Origin of the sequence: Ureibacillus acetophenoni (assembly GCF_900220965.1) — a bacterium.
GTDB classification, from domain to species: domain Bacteria; phylum Bacillota; class Bacilli; order Bacillales_A; family Planococcaceae; genus Ureibacillus; species Ureibacillus acetophenoni.
Map to the genome: position 1 here is coordinate 91,357 of NZ_OBQC01000005.1, position 17,049 is coordinate 108,405.

At 35.8% G+C, this 17,049-nt stretch carries 18 protein-coding genes; 2 read left to right on the forward strand and 16 right to left on the reverse strand.

Going from position 1 to position 17,049, the window contains the following annotated elements; genetic code table 11:
• Positions 1 to 3: 3 nt before the first annotated feature.
• The 6 genes from CRO45_RS08850 to CRO45_RS08875 form a co-directional block, all read right to left on the reverse strand.
• Entirely contained in the window at positions 4 to 471 is a 468-nt protein-coding gene (locus CRO45_RS08850; protein ID WP_097149299.1) for a CtsR family transcriptional regulator, read from the reverse strand.
• A 219-nt stretch (positions 472 to 690) separates the two neighbouring features.
• On the reverse strand, positions 691 to 906 hold the full coding sequence (locus tag CRO45_RS08855; RefSeq protein ID WP_097149300.1) for a hypothetical protein: 216 nt from the start codon (positions 904 to 906) through the stop codon (positions 691 to 693).
• Between the two features lie 95 nt (positions 907 to 1,001).
• The gene (locus CRO45_RS08860) at positions 1,002 to 1,472 is read right to left on the reverse strand and encodes an acyl-CoA thioesterase (RefSeq protein ID WP_235864557.1); all 471 of its coding nucleotides are present in this window, start codon (positions 1,470 to 1,472) and stop codon (positions 1,002 to 1,004) included.
• A gap of 36 nt (positions 1,473 to 1,508) precedes the next feature.
• Positions 1,509 to 2,936, reverse strand: a complete 1,428-nt coding sequence (locus CRO45_RS08865; protein ID WP_097149301.1) for an aldehyde dehydrogenase family protein — start codon at positions 2,934 to 2,936, stop codon at positions 1,509 to 1,511.
• Between the two features lie 74 nt (positions 2,937 to 3,010).
• Positions 3,011 to 3,988 carry a DUF4003 family protein gene (locus CRO45_RS08870; protein WP_097149302.1) on the reverse strand — a complete coding sequence of 326 codons (978 nt, stop codon included), beginning with the start codon at positions 3,986 to 3,988 and terminating at the stop codon, positions 3,011 to 3,013.
• A 19-nt stretch (positions 3,989 to 4,007) separates the two neighbouring features.
• Positions 4,008 to 4,982, reverse strand: coding sequence for a DUF4003 family protein (locus CRO45_RS08875; RefSeq protein WP_097149303.1), 975 nt, complete (start codon positions 4,980 to 4,982; stop codon positions 4,008 to 4,010).
• 319 nt (positions 4,983 to 5,301) lie between these two features.
• On the opposite strand from CRO45_RS08875, the gene CRO45_RS08880 reads away from it, so the two are divergent.
• Positions 5,302 to 5,613 carry a hypothetical protein gene (locus CRO45_RS08880; protein ID WP_097149304.1) on the forward strand — a complete coding sequence of 104 codons (312 nt, stop codon included), beginning with the start codon at positions 5,302 to 5,304 and terminating at the stop codon, positions 5,611 to 5,613.
• A gap of 80 nt (positions 5,614 to 5,693) precedes the next feature.
• On the opposite strand, the gene CRO45_RS08885 is transcribed toward CRO45_RS08880, so the two are convergent.
• The 4 genes from CRO45_RS08885 to adh form a co-directional block, all read right to left on the reverse strand.
• Complete coding sequence (locus tag CRO45_RS08885; RefSeq protein ID WP_097149305.1) at positions 5,694 to 6,869, reverse strand: hypothetical protein; 1,176 nt, start codon at positions 6,867 to 6,869, stop codon at positions 5,694 to 5,696.
• Complete coding sequence (locus CRO45_RS08890; RefSeq protein ID WP_097149306.1) at positions 6,856 to 7,383, reverse strand: sigma-70 family RNA polymerase sigma factor; 528 nt, start codon at positions 7,381 to 7,383, stop codon at positions 6,856 to 6,858. The genes CRO45_RS08885 and CRO45_RS08890 overlap by 14 nt, the downstream gene beginning before the upstream one ends.
• 139 nt (positions 7,384 to 7,522) lie before the next feature.
• Positions 7,523 to 7,882: a DUF779 domain-containing protein gene (locus tag CRO45_RS08895; protein WP_097149307.1), complete on the reverse strand. Its 360-nt coding sequence runs from the start codon at positions 7,880 to 7,882 to the stop codon at positions 7,523 to 7,525.
• Between the two features lie 20 nt (positions 7,883 to 7,902).
• Entirely contained in the window at positions 7,903 to 9,423 is a 1,521-nt protein-coding gene (gene adh, locus CRO45_RS08900; RefSeq protein WP_097149403.1) for an aldehyde dehydrogenase, read from the reverse strand.
• A 299-nt stretch (positions 9,424 to 9,722) separates the two neighbouring features.
• Between adh and rluF the strand changes: the two genes are divergently transcribed.
• Positions 9,723 to 10,427 carry a 23S rRNA pseudouridine(2604) synthase RluF gene (rluF, locus tag CRO45_RS08905; RefSeq protein ID WP_097149308.1) on the forward strand — a complete coding sequence of 235 codons (705 nt, stop codon included), beginning with the start codon at positions 9,723 to 9,725 and terminating at the stop codon, positions 10,425 to 10,427.
• A gap of 857 nt (positions 10,428 to 11,284) precedes the next feature.
• Here rluF and CRO45_RS08910 read toward each other — a convergent pair.
• From CRO45_RS08910 to CRO45_RS08935, 6 genes are all read right to left on the reverse strand, one after another.
• The gene (locus tag CRO45_RS08910; protein ID WP_097149309.1) at positions 11,285 to 11,992 is read right to left on the reverse strand and encodes an ABC transporter ATP-binding protein; all 708 of its coding nucleotides are present in this window, start codon (positions 11,990 to 11,992) and stop codon (positions 11,285 to 11,287) included.
• Positions 11,979 to 12,767, reverse strand: a complete 789-nt coding sequence (locus CRO45_RS08915; RefSeq protein WP_097149310.1) for an ABC transporter ATP-binding protein — start codon at positions 12,765 to 12,767, stop codon at positions 11,979 to 11,981. Before CRO45_RS08915 ends, CRO45_RS08910 begins: the two co-directional genes overlap by 14 nt.
• On the reverse strand, positions 12,764 to 13,702 hold the full coding sequence (locus tag CRO45_RS08920; RefSeq protein WP_097149311.1) for a branched-chain amino acid ABC transporter permease: 939 nt from the start codon (positions 13,700 to 13,702) through the stop codon (positions 12,764 to 12,766). The genes CRO45_RS08915 and CRO45_RS08920 overlap by 4 nt, the downstream gene beginning before the upstream one ends.
• Before the next feature lie 11 nt (positions 13,703 to 13,713).
• Positions 13,714 to 14,589 carry a branched-chain amino acid ABC transporter permease gene (locus CRO45_RS08925; protein ID WP_097149404.1) on the reverse strand — a complete coding sequence of 292 codons (876 nt, stop codon included), beginning with the start codon at positions 14,587 to 14,589 and terminating at the stop codon, positions 13,714 to 13,716.
• Between the two features lie 285 nt (positions 14,590 to 14,874).
• Complete coding sequence (locus CRO45_RS08930) at positions 14,875 to 16,071, reverse strand: ABC transporter substrate-binding protein (RefSeq protein ID WP_097149312.1); 1,197 nt, start codon at positions 16,069 to 16,071, stop codon at positions 14,875 to 14,877.
• Positions 16,072 to 16,374: 303 nt separating this feature from the next.
• Positions 16,375 to 17,046, reverse strand: coding sequence for a YdeI/OmpD-associated family protein (locus tag CRO45_RS08935; RefSeq protein WP_097149313.1), 672 nt, complete (start codon positions 17,044 to 17,046; stop codon positions 16,375 to 16,377).
• Positions 17,047 to 17,049: the final 3 nt, after the last annotated feature.

The following is a 17,049-nucleotide window of genomic DNA, read 5'->3' on the forward strand; positions in this document are numbered from 1 at the left end:
ACCTCACTGGTTATCATATTTTAAGGTAGCTAACATTGCTCTCATAATGTAAGACCTTAATGAATCTCTAATAGGTAAGTCCAATCTTAGAGTCGATCGATCAAGGGCGGCCATCATGAGCTTCGCCTCCCTTTTCGTTATGACAGACTCATCTATAAGTCGATAGATAATATCTTCTGCCATTGCTTGTGTTGCACCGTTTTCAATTTGGTCAATCATCGAATCTAATAAATCGAGCTTAGAATTTGGCCTTACACGAACAATACGGATATATCCTCCGCCACCTCTTTTACTCTCTACTAAGTAACCTCTTTCTACGGTAAAGCGTGTATTAATAACGTAATTGATTTGCGAAGGTACACATTGGAATTTATCCGCTAATTCGCTTCTTTTAATTTCAACATGTCCTTTGCCACCTATTTCGATAACTTGTTTTAAATACCCTTCTATGATGTCAGATATATTCCTCATTTTTTTATACCTCACCTCACTAGATGTCCTGACTTTGACTATCTTTGACTTTATTATAGTAACGGTTCTAAAAAAATGCAAATAGAAAGTACTCTGTCGTTTTACATATGTAGGATTGACAACTTTATAGAGAATCAGTCTATAAAAATCAAAATTTTGAAAAATTAGGTAAAAAATCCGACTAAACATTCTACCTTTAGTCGGATTTGCTTTGTTGTGTTATTTTTTTTGTCCTTCTTTACCCTCTTTATGTTTAAATTCTTCTGCAGGGAAAAGAAATGCTGAGATAAGACCTGAGAATAGTGTTGCTGCAACAATTAATATGAATTTATGATAAGATTCCACTTCACTATAATAGTTGAACAATATGTATGTACACGCAATCGCAACAATAATCATTGTTGGAAGAACAAATTTTGTACGATGTTTCCACATTTTTATGACTTCCTTTTCAATTTCTTTTAATCAAATACTATGTAGTATTTTAGTTTACGTTATAGGGAGATCGATTGTTAACGATCTCCCGTAAATCATTTATTACGCTTTTTCATACGTTCTTGTCTTCTTAGTAAACCTCTTTCAAATAACACCTTTTCTTCCTCTGTTTCTGGGTAGACACTCGGTACTGGAATAGGTTTACCTTTACTGTCTATGGCAACATTAGTAACAAACGATTCCGTCGTAATTTTTTCTTCCCTTGTACGGAAATTAATCGTTTTTACTTTTACATAAACTTCCATAGATGTCGTACCAGTTGATGTTACAACTGCTTCTAATTCAAGGATATCACCAACATATGCCGGCGACTTAAATTCAACAGAATCAAATGCTGCTGTAACAATCTCACTTTTAGCATGCTTCATACTGGCAATAGCAGCGACCTCATCGATATATGCTAACACTTTTCCTCCAAATATAGAAAGGTGGTGATTTGCATCTGGCGGTAATACTAAGTGTGATTGAATTGTACGAGATCTCTCCATCGGGACTGTATTTTCCACTGTTTTACTTCCTTTACTCTTTGATGATTAATACCGTTAGTATGTTGTTTTAATTGTAATGAATTTTAAATCAGTCATTTCCTGTATAGCGTATTTTATTCCTTCACGACCATAACCACTGTTTTTCACACCACCATAAGGCATGTTATCTACGCGGAATGTAGGTATATCGTTAATAACGATCGTTCCGGCTTCCATCTCATCTGCAGCTTTTAAAGCATCTGTAAGTACGTTTGTATAAATGCCTGCATTTAACCCTAAATCAGATTCATTTACATATTCAATGGCTTCATCTAACGTTTTATAAGGAACAAGCGAAACAATTGGAGCGAATGTTTCTAAACAGACAATTTTCATATCAGGCTTTACATTTGTCATCACAGTTGGAGTCATCCATCTTTCTGTAAATTCCGCCCCTGTTGCCACTTTTGCTCCCTGTTCCTTCGCTTCCTCAATCCAAATTTTCATACGCTCTACTTCTTTTGGATGAATCATGGCGCTAACATCTGTTGCCGGATCTAATGGATTTCCTACTGTTAACTTCTTCGTTTCTTCTACAAATGCATTGGTAAACTGATCATAAATCGATTCGTGTATATAGATACGTTGTAATGATATACAAACTTGACCGGCAAATCCGAAGGCCCCACCTACACAGCGTGAAATGATTTTGTCAATGGGTGTACTAGGTTCAATTATTAGTGCAGCGTTTGACCCTAATTCTAAAGTTACTTTACGTAAACCGACTTTTTCTTTTATTTTAAGTCCAACTGCTCCACTACCAGTAAAGGTTACTTTCTTCACTAATGGATGTGTAATTAATGAATCGCTTAATTCACTTCCAGATCCTGTTACGATTTGTAAAACACCATCAGGTAATCCTGCTTCTTTAAAAATTTCTGCCATGACAATAGCACTTAAAGGTGTTTGATTTGCAGGTTTTAATACGACAGTGTTTCCAACTGCAATAGCAGGTCCTAATTTATGTGCAACTAGATTAAACGGGAAGTTAAACGGTGTAATGGCAGATACTACACCTAGTGGTACTCGTTTTGTAAACCCGATGCGATCTTTTGTGCCTGGTGCTGCATCCATAGGAACAGTTTCCCCTGTAGATTGTTTTGCTGCTTCAGCAGAAAACTGGTACGTAGCAATCGTCCGGTCAATTTCTGTGAGACCAGCTGATAGTGGCTTTCCTGCTTCCTTCGCTAAAATTTCAGCAAACTCTTGCTTTCTTCCACGCATTATATCTACAACTTTATATAATATTTCAGCACGCTCATAGGCTGTTGTCTTTTTAAATGATTGAAAAGCTTTATGTGCACCTTCTATGGCTCTTTCTACATCCGATGTAGAGGCTTTGGCAACGCTTGCAATTGGTTGCCCATCATATGGTGATGTAAGTGTGTAGGTATCTTTCGTTTCAACCCATTTACCATTGATCCATAGTTTCGTTTCTTTCAAATTCCACACCCCTCAAACAGTACTTGTTGATACCATTTTATCACTATTTGTTCTAAAACAAATAATATACATTTCTAAGAGGAGGAACTTGATGACGAAGCTACTACCGCTGCCATTGTTACACTTATCATCATTGCCTGTTCTGCTTGGAGTAACATTTCAAAAGACGTCACTATACTCATTTCCAATGATTCATTGACATTGACTAAGTCACATAAATATTTCTGAACCGCAATACTAAGAATGATGTCTTTGTACCATCGTAATAATTTTAGTTTCGAAAGCTCTTTAAACAGGTTACTAATTTCATTAATTTGAGCTGTATTGGTACCTGCTATTGCCAAGAATCCTAAAATTGGATAATGGATATGCTTAATTTTTATTCCGTTATCATTTAATTGTTTTCGAATTTCTATGACATATGGCACAAGCTGTTCAACATACTCTGTGCCATAGAAGGTTAAAATTTGTGAAAGCCATTGCAACTCATTTCCCATATAGAAATTATTTTCACGTAACTCTTTATAATATCTATTCATAATAGCTGCACGTTTTTCAGAATCATCAACTTCACTGCTTAATAACACAGCAAATGGTACATCTTCATATGAAGTTAAAAACGGATGGTGCTTTCGAATCGTTTTATATAACTTTTGGGCATTTTCAGCAATAGTTTTCTTATTTGCTTCATCATTTGGTAAAAATAATGCAGCTATATAGCTATATTGTGTGCGTGTGAATTTCACAGATTTTAGTAGTTCTTCATTTACTAATAACTCATTTACTAAAGAATTGGTATCGCCTTTCCCATCCAACATCATGGCTATACAATATTGGAGGTTTCCACTAACTCTTAGTGTGTGGTACCATTTCGTTTGTTGTTTAATCGCTTGAATTACTTCATTAAAGGTTTGTTCGTTAAAACTCTTACCCTTTGAAGAATAACTACTTGCTATCATAACAGCAACTCGCTTATCGACTGACCAACCTAAATGGGATTTGACTTTTTCATAGTTCTTTTCAAACAACTCAATAAACTCGTTATTATTCATAATGAACCCCCTTCATCTATCAATTAAATAAATCACCAATAATGGAGCCTACGCCACTTGGAAATATAGAGAAAATATCTATTCCAATTTCAGCAACTTCAACTAACATATCCAACTTCGAAGCATTGGAAAGGTCTACTAACGATTGAAGTTCTAATAAATCCCTGATTACTTTTTGGATAGCAACAATTAGTGCATAATCCTTTGCCTGTTTAAAAGCTTTTAAAGTACATAACTCGGTATGTAATGTAACAATTTCATTTATTTTATAATCATCCGTCGCAGCTAGTGCTAATAAACCTAAAAATGGATAATGATACTTCTTCACTTTTACTCCGTTATCCACCAATTCATCTCTTAGTTTTACTACGTACTGGGATAACGTATCAGAATAATCAATACTATAAATTGTAAGGATTTGCGCTAATGCTTGAAGATGGTTTCCCATTTGGAATTGATGTTTATTTAATTCTTTGTAGTACTGAACCATCGTTTTTGCTTGTTGTACAATATCATTTTCTTCTCTTGTTAATAAAACAACATATGGTATATCTTCATTAGACGTTAAAAAGGGTTGATGTCCATTCATCTCATCAAATAATTGTTTTGCTCTTTTTGCATGAAGATTTCGGTCGTCTTGAAGAAATAAAGAAGCGAGAACACGATAATGGTTAGATTTAAACTTATTGGATTTTAGTATTTTGTCATTGTCAATTAAGTGTTGGATTGCCTGCTGTATATCTTTTTCATCTTGTAGATAAGCGGCCAGTTTGTAGCTTGATGGAGACCCTAGTTGAAAAGAAAATTCACGACTTTTAGCATTATCGATTTCTGCACATATATTTTCTAAAGCTACACCACTAAAGGTTTTGTTCGCTAATGTATATTTACAAGCTAAAGAAATAAGTAGTTGTCGATCAAAGCTATTACTAAAGTAAAGACTTGCTCTTTCATAATTTCCTTGAAATGCGGTTATAAATTGTTGTTGATCCACGTAATATCACTCCTATAACCTTTCTACGAAAATTTCATAAAATAGTTTCACAAGGGTTTGTTGCATTTATTAAATTTACAATGTCTTATCATGAACTTTAGATATCCCATACAAACACCTTGATTTTACAAAATATTTACACACATTTTTGAACTAATTTCCCTAGTTTCGAGATACAATTGTATTAAGGATTCACTGAAATTTGATTGAATTTGGAGTTGATGCACAGCAATTTGAAAACGCTTATTTAATATTCTCTTTTTTAAAAGATATTCTTTATGTATTTTCTTAAATATTCGAGAAAAGGGATGAAGATAATATGAATCAAATCTTCAAGAAAGATGAATTTATTATTACCCCTTTCTACAAAGGGCGAAAGCAAGAATTTATGGTTGTAAATACGAAGAAGGAGTTCAAAAAAGGACACACTCATCTTAAATCCTTTAAAATGGCAAAGTATTTAATCAATCTCGTAAGATACAAAAAAATAAATTCTGGTTTGAGACCCTATTTATTAACAAGCTTAACAAGAATATCAAATGATCATGAATATATTAAAAGAGTTGAAGAAGTACTTGCTGTTAAAAAAAATAAAGGCAAGAAAGCTTCTTATTATAATAAAGCAATATAATTTATAGTATAAAAAACGAAGCCGTATTGAATGAAACCATTCAAATACGGCCTTTTTGATTTATAAACTGGGCTCTTAGCTTATTGGATTTCGTTTCCTTTATCGTCGTAGTAATAATAACGGTAAGAGTCATTTGTCAATTCCACTTTTTTTATTACAGATTCTCCCGGTGTTACATGAATCTCTACTTCTTGACCACCATCACCAACGAGTTTTACCTTCGAATAAGGATGTCCTTTAAAAAAACCAAATATATATTCCATAGTTCCATTTCCCATGTTGAGGTCTTCCATTACCCAGTCTGAACCACCTACAGACCTTGAATAACTGTAGCCGTGTTCATCTTCTATAAATGTCACCATATAGCGTTTAGCATTTACAGAAATTAACCCATAGCGCGCATTATTAAACGTTGCCGCATTTTCTAATAAACCGCCATCCAAATCTAATTGTTTTTGAGCTACCTGCATTATAGAAGTTTCATCATAGGCATAGTCATTTTTCACTGGTGAAACAAAAGGAATAAGGCACATTAAGATAATCACAATAGGAATCAACCTGAAAAGTAAATTCACCCTACTTTTTGTATTCCATACAAAAAGAATGATAAAGAAAATAATTGTAATAATTAAACCTATTTGATTACCTTGTGACATTGCACCAAAATTAGTGACTGGAATTTCCCCTATTTCCTCCATAGAGGTCATATATGGCTCATCGTCAAAAAAGTCACTCAACACTTTCACATAGAAAGGAGCTTCACGTAATACGTCATAAAAGGTTGTAACCGTCGTATCAAAAGGAAGAGCTTTTGAACCATACGTATCTCGCCAAATATAAAGATAATGCAGAAGTGTGGCTAAGTCTTTTCGTTCCCACTGATTCAATTGGGGCGAGTGATAAAAAACACTATTACCACTTTCCAAAGCACGTTGTAACAACCAGTCACTTTCTGATAAATAATTTTCTAGTTGTTCTTCTGTTGTAATATTAAATCCTAAATGGATGCGTTCCATATACGCCTCTTCTAAATTAACATCCGCTCTCTCAGTACTAACATACTCTACTTGTTCCGTTGGGGGAATCATCGTAGAGATCAAGAGTATGAGAATAGTGATAAACAGGGTAGCAACAACGGGAACCGGTTGAAATGTTTTTTTCCTATTTTGAATAACTACTAATGTTTCGCTCTTTTTCTCATCTGAAAATTTACCTTCCCTATACGCATCATCCATTACTTTTTTAATGCGGTCCATCAAAATCCTCTCCTTCCTTTAACGTAAATGCTAGTTTTTGGCGTGCACGTCTTAACCGTGTTTTCACTGTATTTAATGGTAAATTTAAAGTTTCACTAATTTCATCCTGAGACATTTCTATAAAGTGATAGAGGACGATGACATCCTTGTATTTTGGTGGTAAGTTTTCTATAGCCTCAATTAGTGCTTCGTCTTCCGTTTGTTGTAGAACTATTTGTTCTGTTGTCTTCTCAGCACTAAGTAGCTTCTGAATGGTATTCGTAATGACAACTCGTTTGTGCTTCCAACTGGCCAAATAGTCATGACAAACATTCACAGCAATTCGGTATAAATATGTTTTCACCGTTGATTGTTGACGGAATTTTGGTATTGCTCGATAAAATTTTATAAACGTTTCTTGCGCTAAATCTTCGGCTGTCAGCCAATTTCGTACATATGTATAACAAAGCCTCACTATGTAATCTCCATAAAGGTCCATTGCTTCTTTAAGCTGTTCTTCTTGTTCCTCCCTCAACTACTAGTACACCTCCTTAAAAAGCTATTTTCCGTTAGACTATAGTAAATGTAAAATAGTTTCAAAAAACAAAGAAAAAAGACAATCCATTATTAATCTGGATTGTCTTTTCCTGAACTGATTTAACAGTCACAACAAATCATATTAAATTTAATTCCACTAACTCACTCTTGGTGAACGCACGAGACCTTGTTAAGAACCGTTTTCCAAGCACACCTTCTAATGAAAACATCCCGCCACGACCGTCAACTACATCAATAATGAGTTGTGTATGTTTCCAGTAATCAAATTGATTTTTGTGCATATAAAATTTCGCACCACCGATTTCACCTAAGAGGACGTCTTGATCTCCTAAGATTAAATCCCCATCTGGATAGCACATTGGACTGGAACCGTCACAGCAACCTCCTGACTGATGAAACATGACAGGCCCGTGTTTTGCTTTCAGTTGTTCAATAAGGGCAATTGCTTCTTCCGTTGCAAGTACTCGTTCTACCACTTATTAGCCCCCTTTTTTTATTAGAAGAAACCTAGTTTATTTGGGCTGTAGCTAATTAGTAAGTTTTTCGTTTGTTGATAGTGTTCTAACATCATTTTGTGGTTTTCACGACCTACACCTGACATCTTATATCCACCGAATGCAGCATGTGCAGGGTAAGCATGGTAACAGTTCGTCCATACACGACCAGCTTCAATGCCACGACCGAAGCGATACGCTGTATTAATATCGCGAGTCCATACACCAGCACCTAAGCCGTATAACGTATCGTTTGCGATTTCAAGTGCTTCTTCTTTCGTTTTGAAAGTAGTAACAGCCACTACTGGACCAAAGATTTCTTCTTGGAAAATACGCATACTATTATCGCCTTTGAATACTGTTGGCTTAATGTAGAAACCATCTTTTAAATCGCCTTCTAATTGGTTGCGCTCTCCACCAATTAAACATTCTGCTCCTTCTTGTTTACCGATATCTAAGTAAGATAGGATTTTCTCCATTTGCTCGGTAGATGCTTGAGCACCCATCATTACAGTTGGATCAAGAGGGTTACCTGTTTTAATTGCTTCAACGCGCTTTAGAGCACGCTCCATAAACTTTTCATAGATAGATTCTTGGATTAATGCACGTGATGGACATGTACATACTTCCCCTTGGTTAAGAGCAAATAATACAAACCCTTCAATTGCCTTATCTAAAAACTCATCGTCTGCATCCATTACATCTTCAAAGAAAATATTTGGTGATTTACCACCAAGTTCTAATGTTACAGGGATAATGTTTTGAGATGCGTATTGCATAATTAAGCGACCAGTAGTTGTTTCACCAGTGAATGCAATTTTACCGATACGTGGGTTTGAAGCTAATGGTTTACCTGCTTCTAAACCAAATCCATTCACGATATTAACAACACCTGGTGGTAATAAGTCTTCGATTAACTCCATTAATACTAAAATAGATGTAGGAGTTTGCTCAGCTGGTTTTAAAACAACACAGTTACCTGCAGCTAATGCTGGTGCTAATTTCCAAACAGCCATTAATAGTGGGAAGTTCCAAGGGATAATTTGTCCAACCACCCCAATCGGCTCATGGAAATGGTATGCAACTGTATCGTTATCGATTTGGCTAACGCCACCTTCTTGCGCACGAACTGCTCCTGCAAAGTAACGGAAATGGTCAATTGCTAATGGAAGGTCTGCGTTCAATGTTTCGCGAACTGCTTTACCATTTTCCCAAGTTTCAGCAACTGCTAACAATTCTAAGTTTTCTTCAATGCGGTCCGCAATTTTATTTAAAATAACAGCTCTTTCTGCTGGTGAAGTTTTCCCCCAAGATTCTTTTGCAGCATGAGCAGCGTCGATTGCTAGTTCAATATCTTCTGCAGTCGAACGTGCAACCTTTGTGTACACCTTCCCAGTAACAGGTGTCACATTATCAAAGTACTCCCCATTAACAGGCGGAGTCCACTGCCCTCCAATATAGTTGTCATACTTTTCTTTGAAGTTTACTACTGCGCCTTCTGTGTTAGGAAAAGCATAAGCCATTGTTAGTACTGACATTAAAATAATCTCCCCTTTACAAATTCTTTCTAACACCTTTTAGCATGCATTCAGTACTCAAACTTCCCCAAGCTATGTAAAAGGTATTTATATATATATATTTTGAAAGTTGCTAGAATATATCTAAAAATTACTATTTTTCTTAGAAAACTTTTCGACAAAAAGAGAAGAAAGTTCATAGGATTAATGTAAAATGGTTTATATTAATGTAGAACCTGTTAACAATGGTTAGTAAAGGATATTCTGATCCATACTTAATTTTAAATACCCCTATAGGAGATTTTATGAGAATCAATAAATATTTAAGCGAAACTGGAATTGTCTCAAGAAGAGGCGCAGATAAATTAATTGAAGAAGGAAAAGTAACGATTAATGGTCAGCTTGCGACAGTTGGTAGTCAAGTTGAAGACGGAGATACCGTTTGCGTAGACGGTAAACCCGTTAAAAAAGAAGAACAACTTGTTTACATTGTGTTGAATAAACCGGTTGGCATTACAAGTACTACTGAAAAACATATAAAAGGAAACGTTGTAGATTTTGTTGGCCATGAAAAACGAATTTTCCATATCGGTCGATTGGATAAAGACTCAGAAGGGTTGTTATTGCTTACGAACGATGGAGATATCGTCAATGAAATTTTGCGTGCTGAAAACCATCATGAAAAAGAGTATGTAGTACAAGTGGATAAACCCATTACAGATTCATTTTTAAAGAGAATGTCTTCGGGTGTAGAGATTTTAGATACTAAAACTTTGCCTTGTAGAGTAGAGAAAGTTTCTTCACATGTGTTCAAAATCATTTTAGAACAAGGACTGAATCGTCAAATCCGCCGAATGTGTTCTGCTTTAGGATATAGTGTGAAAAGGTTACAAAGAATCCGAATTATGAATATCCATATTGGCAATTTAAAAGTGGGGCAATGGCGAGACTTAACGGATAAAGAGCGTACGGAATTGTTTGGGTTGTTGAATTATAAACCGAAGAAGTAAATTAAGAGGTATTTACTAGATTTAGAAAATAAACAATGGTTATACGAGACAAATTATCAGGAAACCTAGGAAAAGTGTCTCGTAGAATTGATTTATTGGACAGAATTTCGGGAATCTCCGGAAAAGTGTCTCGTAGAATCGATTTACTGGACAGAATTTCGGGAAACCCTAGAAAAGTGTCTCGTAGAATCGATTTATTGGACAGAATTTCGGGAATCTCCGGAAAAGTGTCTCGTAGAATCGATTTACTGGACAGAATTTCGGGAAACCCTAGAAAAGTGTCTCGTAGAATCGATTTATTGGACAGAATTTCGGGAATCTCCGGAAAAGTGTCACGCAAACGAATTATGCGTGACAAGATTCACCGATTCCAAAGAAAAGTGTCATGCAAACGGATTATGCGTGACAACATTCACTGATTCCAAAGAAAAGTGTCATGCAAACGGATTATGCGTGACAAGATTCACTGATTCCAAAGAAAAGTGTCATGCAAACTGATTATACGTGACAAGATTTACTGGTTCCAGGACAAAGTGTCATGCAAACTGATTATGCGTGACAACATTCACTGATCCCAAAGAAAAGTGTCATGCAAACTGATTATGCGTGACAACATTCACTGATTCCAAAGAAAAGTGTCATGCAAACGGATTATGCGTGACAACATTCACTGATCCCAAAGAAAAGTGTCATGCAAACTGATTATGCGTGACAACATTCACTGATTCCAAAAAAAAATGTCACGCAAACTGATTATGTATGACAAAATTCACTGATCCCATAGAAAAATGTCACGCAAACTGCACTGCATAAAAGCGATGCACAAGTCCCCCAGACTTAAGCATCGCTTTCTAATTTTACACTCCTCCAAGATAAGCCTCTTTCACCTTTTCACTTTCTTGAAGTTCTTTCGCAGTACCACTCAGCACTATTTTTCCTGTCTCAATAACATAAGCGCGATTGGCAATGGACAATGCCATGTTCGCATTTTGCTCGACCAATAAAACCGTCGTCCCTTGAGAATTCACCATTTTAATAATCTCAAAGATTTGCTTTACGATTAAAGGTGCTAACCCCATTGATGGCTCATCCAACAACAGTAATTTAGGCTTGGCCATTAAGGCACGGCCCATTGCTAGCATTTGCTGTTCACCACCAGAAAGCGTACCCGATTGCTGTTTACGACGCTCGTAAAGTCTTGGGAAAAGCTCAAAAACATTTTCTAAATCTTTTTTTATTCCTTCACGATCTTTTCTTAAATAAGCACCTAACTCTAGATTTTCCTCAACTGACATGTTTGCAAATACACGTCGTCCTTCAGGAACATGGGAAATCCCACTTTTCACAATCATTTGAGCTTGCTTTCCGCCAATTTGTTTCGTTTGATAAGTGATCTCTCCATTTTTTGGTTTTAATAAACCAGATAACGTTTTTAGTAACGTGGATTTTCCTGCTCCATTCGCACCTATTAACGTAACAATTTCACCTTCATTTACCTCTAAGGAGACCCCTTTTAAGGCATGGATATTGCCATAAAATACATCGATGTTATTAACTTTTAACATCTTCAACAACCTCCTCACCAAGGTAAGCTTCAATAACCTTTGGATTGCTTCGAATTTCTTCAGGTAGGCCATCTGCAATAAGTTGTCCGTGATCTAAAACATAAATTCTTTCGCAAATTCCCATTACTAAATGCATATCATGTTCAATTAACAAAATTGTTAAGTCAAATTCCTCTCGAATAAATGCAATAAGGTCCATTAAATCTTGAGTTTCTTGTGGGTTCATCCCTGCTGCAGGCTCGTCCAACAATAAAAGTTTCGGTTTTGCAGCTAGAGCCCGCGCAATTTCAAGACGACGTTGCATCCCGTAAGGAAGATTTTTTGCCACCTCATCTTTATATTTATCCAGTCCGAAAATCTTTAAAAATTCAATTGATTGAGTATCCATATCCGCTTCCCCTTTAAAATGACTAGGTAAACGGAAAATAGAAGAAATGATTGAATGCTTTGCAACATTGTGGTTTGCTACTTTTACATTATCTAACACCGTCATGTCTTTAAATAGACGGATGTTTTGGAAGGTACGGCTAATCCCTAGCTTCGTTACTTGGTATGGCTGAAGCCCTTTTAGATTTTTACCATCGAACGTAATAGACCCCTCAGTAGGTTGATATACACCTGTTAACATATTAAAAGTCGTTGTTTTACCCGCCCCATTAGGACCAATTAGCCCAACTAACTCTCCTTGATTTAAATACATATCGAAACCTTGTACGGCTTTTAATCCACCGAATTGGATACCGACATTGTCTGCTTTAATTAGAAGGTTTGTCATGCGCTAGAACCCCCTCTTTTACCAAACTTGAATAGTTGAGTCACTTCTTTCGTTCCTAATAATCCTGTTGGACGGTAAAGCATGATAATAATTAATACTGCCGAATAAATAATCATTCGAGTCTCTGGGAAGTTTTGTAAGTAGAACGATACTACCGTTAATAAAATGGCTGCAATCACCGATCCAGAAAGACTTCCTAAACCACCTAGTACAACGAAAATCAAAATATCAAAGGATTTTAAGAAGTTAAACGCTGTTGGTTGGATAAAGAAGAATTGGTGAGAGTAAATTGCCCCAGCAACCCCAGCAAAAGCCGAACCTATAACGAACGCAACTACCTTATAATAAGTTGTATTAATACCCATCGCATCTGCCGCAACTTCGTCTTCTCGAATAGATATACATCCACGTCCGTGACGAGAATTTGTAAAATTAGAAATGACAAGTATTGTTATAACTACACCGAAAAAGGCGTAAGTCCAATTCGTCATCTGGTTAATAACTATTCCAGCCGCACCGCCTACATAATCTAGGTTAATAAAGACAATACGAATAATTTCAGCAAATCCTAATGTCGCAATTGCTAAGTAATCTCCCTTAAGTCTTAGCGTCGGAACCCCTACGAGAAGTCCAGCTAATCCTGCAAATATCGCACCTATTAAGATTGCAATTGGAAAAGGTAATCCGAAATTCATCGTTGCAATAGCACTCACGTAAGCACCAACGGCCATAAATCCAGCATGTCCAATTGAGAATTGACCCGTTATACCAATAACAAGATGTAAACTTACAGCAAGCATTATATGGATACACATCGTAATAAGAATATTTTCATAGTACGCATCAAGCATTCCTGTTGTTAGCAATACTTGTACCACTACATAAATTACTAGAGCTAATATACTATAACCAAAGAAAGCTTTAGATTTTTTCATTTGCTTCTCACCTACACTTTCTCACGGGCATTTTTACCGAAGATTCCCGCTGGTCTTAAGATTAAAATTAAAATTAAGATGACAAATGCTGCTGCATCTCGCCATAACGAAAAACCGACTGCACTTACAATTGTCTCAACGACTCCAAGAACATAACCACCTACAGCTGCTCCCGGAATACTTCCAATACCACCTAGAACAGCGGCAATGAATGCTTTTAGTCCTGGTAACACACCCATTAACGGGTCAATTCTTGTATAGTAAACACCAAAGATAACGCCTGCTGCCCCTGCTAATGCAGATCCGATAGCGAATGTTGCAGAAATTGTGTTATCAACGTTTATTCCCATTAATCTTGCAGCATCTGCATCATGAGATACAGCACGCATCGCTTTTCCGATTTTCGTTTTATGAACGATAAATTGTAGAAGAAGCATCAAGACAATCGTTACCGCAATAATTAATACAGATTTTGAGCTAATACTTGCACCAAATAAATCGATATAACTTTCTTTTAATAATTCTGGATACGCTTCCGGCTTTGCACCACGGAAGAAAATTACCGTATATTCAATGAATAATGAAACACCAATTGCCGTAATGAGTGCTGCAATACGTGTTGCACCACGTAATCGTTTGTAAGCTACACGCTCAATAATAACCCCAATAATTGAACAAATGACCATAGCAAGTATTAGCGCTGGTATAAACCCTATATCCCATCTAATTGCTGCATAGAAACCGATAAATGCTCCTAACATGAATACGTCACCATGGGCAAAGTTAATTAATTTTATAATTCCGTATACCATCGTATAGCCTAAGGCGATTAACGCATATATACTCCCAAGTGAAACACCATTCACTAATTGTTGTAGCCATTCCATCATTTTCACACTCCTTTATTTTCATAGTTTCATAGAAATACTTCTTTTGAACTTTGAAAGGAAAAAAAGGAGGCTCGGCACGCCCCCTTTTGAACAATCAAATTCGCCTTGGCGTATGTGCACCAGATTTTTTCAAGCATTGCTCGAAAAATTATCTTTATAAAATCTGTGGCATTCGCCAAAGGCTTTTAACTTCATTCAATTCTCCACTAAACTGTTTATCTTATACACTTATCTCACCGAAAATAGTAATAGAAATTGAGACTAGTCTGAATGAAGTTAAAATTAAGGATTAACTTTAGAGTTGAATACTTGTTCGCCGTCCACATATTCGATAATTGTCGCTGATTTAATTGGGTTGTGTTTTTCATCAACTGAGAAAGTACCAGTAACAACTTTGAAATCTTTTGTTGATTCTAAAGCGTTTTTAATTGCTTCTCCATCCGTAGAACCAGCTCTCTCAATCGCATCTGCGATAAAGTAAACTGTGTCATAGCCTAGAGCGTTAAATCCGTTTGGTTTTTCACCGTTTTTATCTTCAAATGCTTTAATGAAGTTTTGAATCATTTCATCTGGATCTTGTAATGAGAATGCATCAGTATAATACGTGTTGTTTAATGGTTCTGCACCAGCTAACTCTAATAACGTTGGAGCTCCCCAACCATCTGCACCCATAAGTGGTACATCAATACCTAATTCACGAGCTTGCTTAACGATTAACCCAACTTCTTCGTAATATCCTGGGATATAGATAAAGTCTGGGTTTTCCGATTTAATATTTGTTAAAGTTGATTTGAAGTCTACATCCTTAGCTACATAAGCTTCTTCCGTAACAATAGTTCCTCCATTTTTCTCAACTTGCTCTTTAAATGATTTTGCTAAACCTTTTGCATAGTCCGAAGAGTTATCTGCATAAATTGCAATATTTTTAGCCCCTAATTCATTAATTGCAAAGTTTGCTGCAGAAACACCTTGGAATGGGTCAATAAAGCATGTACGGAATATATAGTCGTTAATAGATCCGTCATCATTTACAGTTAAGTTTTCTGCTGTACCTGAACCAGTAACAACAGGAACTTTATATTTATTTGCAGTTTGAACTGTTGCAAGCATGTTACCTGAAGTTGCAGGTCCCACCATTGCTACAACTTTATCTTGTGTAATTAGTTTAATAGCAGAAGATGCTGCCTCAGCGTTATCTGATTTGTTATCGGCTTTAATCAATTCGATTTTCTTACCGTCAATACCACCGTTTGCATTAATTTCTTCTACCGCTAATTCCGCCCCCGCTAAAATTGAAGATCCGTATGAAGCTACTTGTCCAGTTAGCTCCAAGTTAGCTCCGATTTTAATTACGTCTGAATTATCAGAGCTTGATGAACCTCCTGATGACCCCCCAGAGCTACAACCTGCTAAAGCTCCAACTACTAAAGATGTTGCTAAGAAAATCGAAGCAAATCTTTTCAGTTTGTTTTTTCTCATGACATTTCCCCCTATCATTATCAGAAGATAAAAATAGTAATATATTTCTCAAAAGAATATTTTATTAATTATTATAATATATAAAATATTCTGATAATATATTACAGATTCATATCTTCGCTATAAGTAGTAACTTCCACAATAATAAAACATATTCAAATTTTAGTAAAGTATGATTTTTCAGTATTTTTAGAAATATGAAAAATATATGCATTTATTCATAAATTATAGAATCTGCTTTTGAAATAATAATAGTTTTTAATTTACTGTTTCTACACTAAAAAAAGCAAGGTGAGCACCTTGCTACTGCTTACGTACATATAAATCTCTACTTTTGTATCCTTCACTAAGGATCTTTTTCATTTCTTCACGTCTTTTGGCTTTTGTTGCTTCTTGTTTAGCGCTATATACATAACGTGCCCAATCCTTTTGATAACCAGGTGTTAAACTTTTATAAAATGCTAAAAGATCTGGTGTGTCTTCTAAGTCCTTTTCTATTTGTGGAATTATATCAATATAATCATCAACACATTGACTCGCTTTCGTTGAGGTTACACCCTTTCCTTTTGTATCTTCCTTTAAACCAACGACCGTAAATACTTCGTCTAGTCCAACCATACGTGCAAACTTAATAGTACTATCCCCAACGTACCCATCCTCGTCCACTCCAATAGAAGGGAAAATCTCATCTCGATGAATAAAAGTATCATAGACTTTATTCCCTTTCTTTGGATAAGCAATAAATAAATACCCCTTTGGTAAAAGGAGGCTTTTCTCAATCACTTCAAACACGATTTCCTTCATTGCTTTAATATCTAAAGCAAATGTAAATATTAAATCATATTTTTCATTGTCTTCTATTTTCGTAGTAAAGTTTGATAATTGCTTGAAATAATCAGCACCATCAGGAAGATTAAGTACTGCCACTGATTTGTATTTCTGTAAGTTTAATTTTTCTACAATTGTTTTTTCCATCTT

What these genes read in the sequence shown, in the direction of transcription:
- CRO45_RS08850 (WP_097149299.1), bottom strand. Translation starts at nt 471, where the DNA reads ATGAGGAATATATCTGACATCATAGAAGGGTATTTAAAACAAGTTATC.
- CRO45_RS08855 (WP_097149300.1), bottom strand. Translation starts at nt 906, where the DNA reads ATGTGGAAACATCGTACAAAATTTGTTCTTCCAACAATGATTATTGTT.
- CRO45_RS08870 (WP_097149302.1), bottom strand. Translation starts at nt 3,988, where the DNA reads ATGAATAATAACGAGTTTATTGAGTTGTTTGAAAAGAACTATGAAAAA.
- CRO45_RS08880 (WP_097149304.1), top strand. Translation starts at nt 5,302, where the DNA reads ATGAATCAAATCTTCAAGAAAGATGAATTTATTATTACCCCTTTCTAC.
- CRO45_RS08885 (WP_097149305.1), bottom strand. Translation starts at nt 6,869, where the DNA reads ATGGACCGCATTAAAAAAGTAATGGATGATGCGTATAGGGAAGGTAAA.
- adh (WP_097149403.1), bottom strand. Translation starts at nt 9,423, where the DNA reads ATGGCTTATGCTTTTCCTAACACAGAAGGCGCAGTAGTAAACTTCAAA.
- rluF (WP_097149308.1), top strand. Translation starts at nt 9,723, where the DNA reads ATGAGAATCAATAAATATTTAAGCGAAACTGGAATTGTCTCAAGAAGA.
- CRO45_RS08910 (WP_097149309.1), bottom strand. Translation starts at nt 11,992, where the DNA reads ATGTTAAAAGTTAATAACATCGATGTATTTTATGGCAATATCCATGCC.
- CRO45_RS08915 (WP_097149310.1), bottom strand. Translation starts at nt 12,767, where the DNA reads ATGACAAACCTTCTAATTAAAGCAGACAATGTCGGTATCCAATTCGGT.
- CRO45_RS08920 (WP_097149311.1), bottom strand. Translation starts at nt 13,702, where the DNA reads ATGAAAAAATCTAAAGCTTTCTTTGGTTATAGTATATTAGCTCTAGTA.
- CRO45_RS08925 (WP_097149404.1), bottom strand. Translation starts at nt 14,589, where the DNA reads ATGGAATGGCTACAACAATTAGTGAATGGTGTTTCACTTGGGAGTATA.
- CRO45_RS08930 (WP_097149312.1), bottom strand. Translation starts at nt 16,071, where the DNA reads ATGAGAAAAAACAAACTGAAAAGATTTGCTTCGATTTTCTTAGCAACA.
- CRO45_RS08935 (WP_097149313.1), bottom strand. Translation starts at nt 17,046, where the DNA reads ATGGAAAAAACAATTGTAGAAAAATTAAACTTACAGAAATACAAATCA.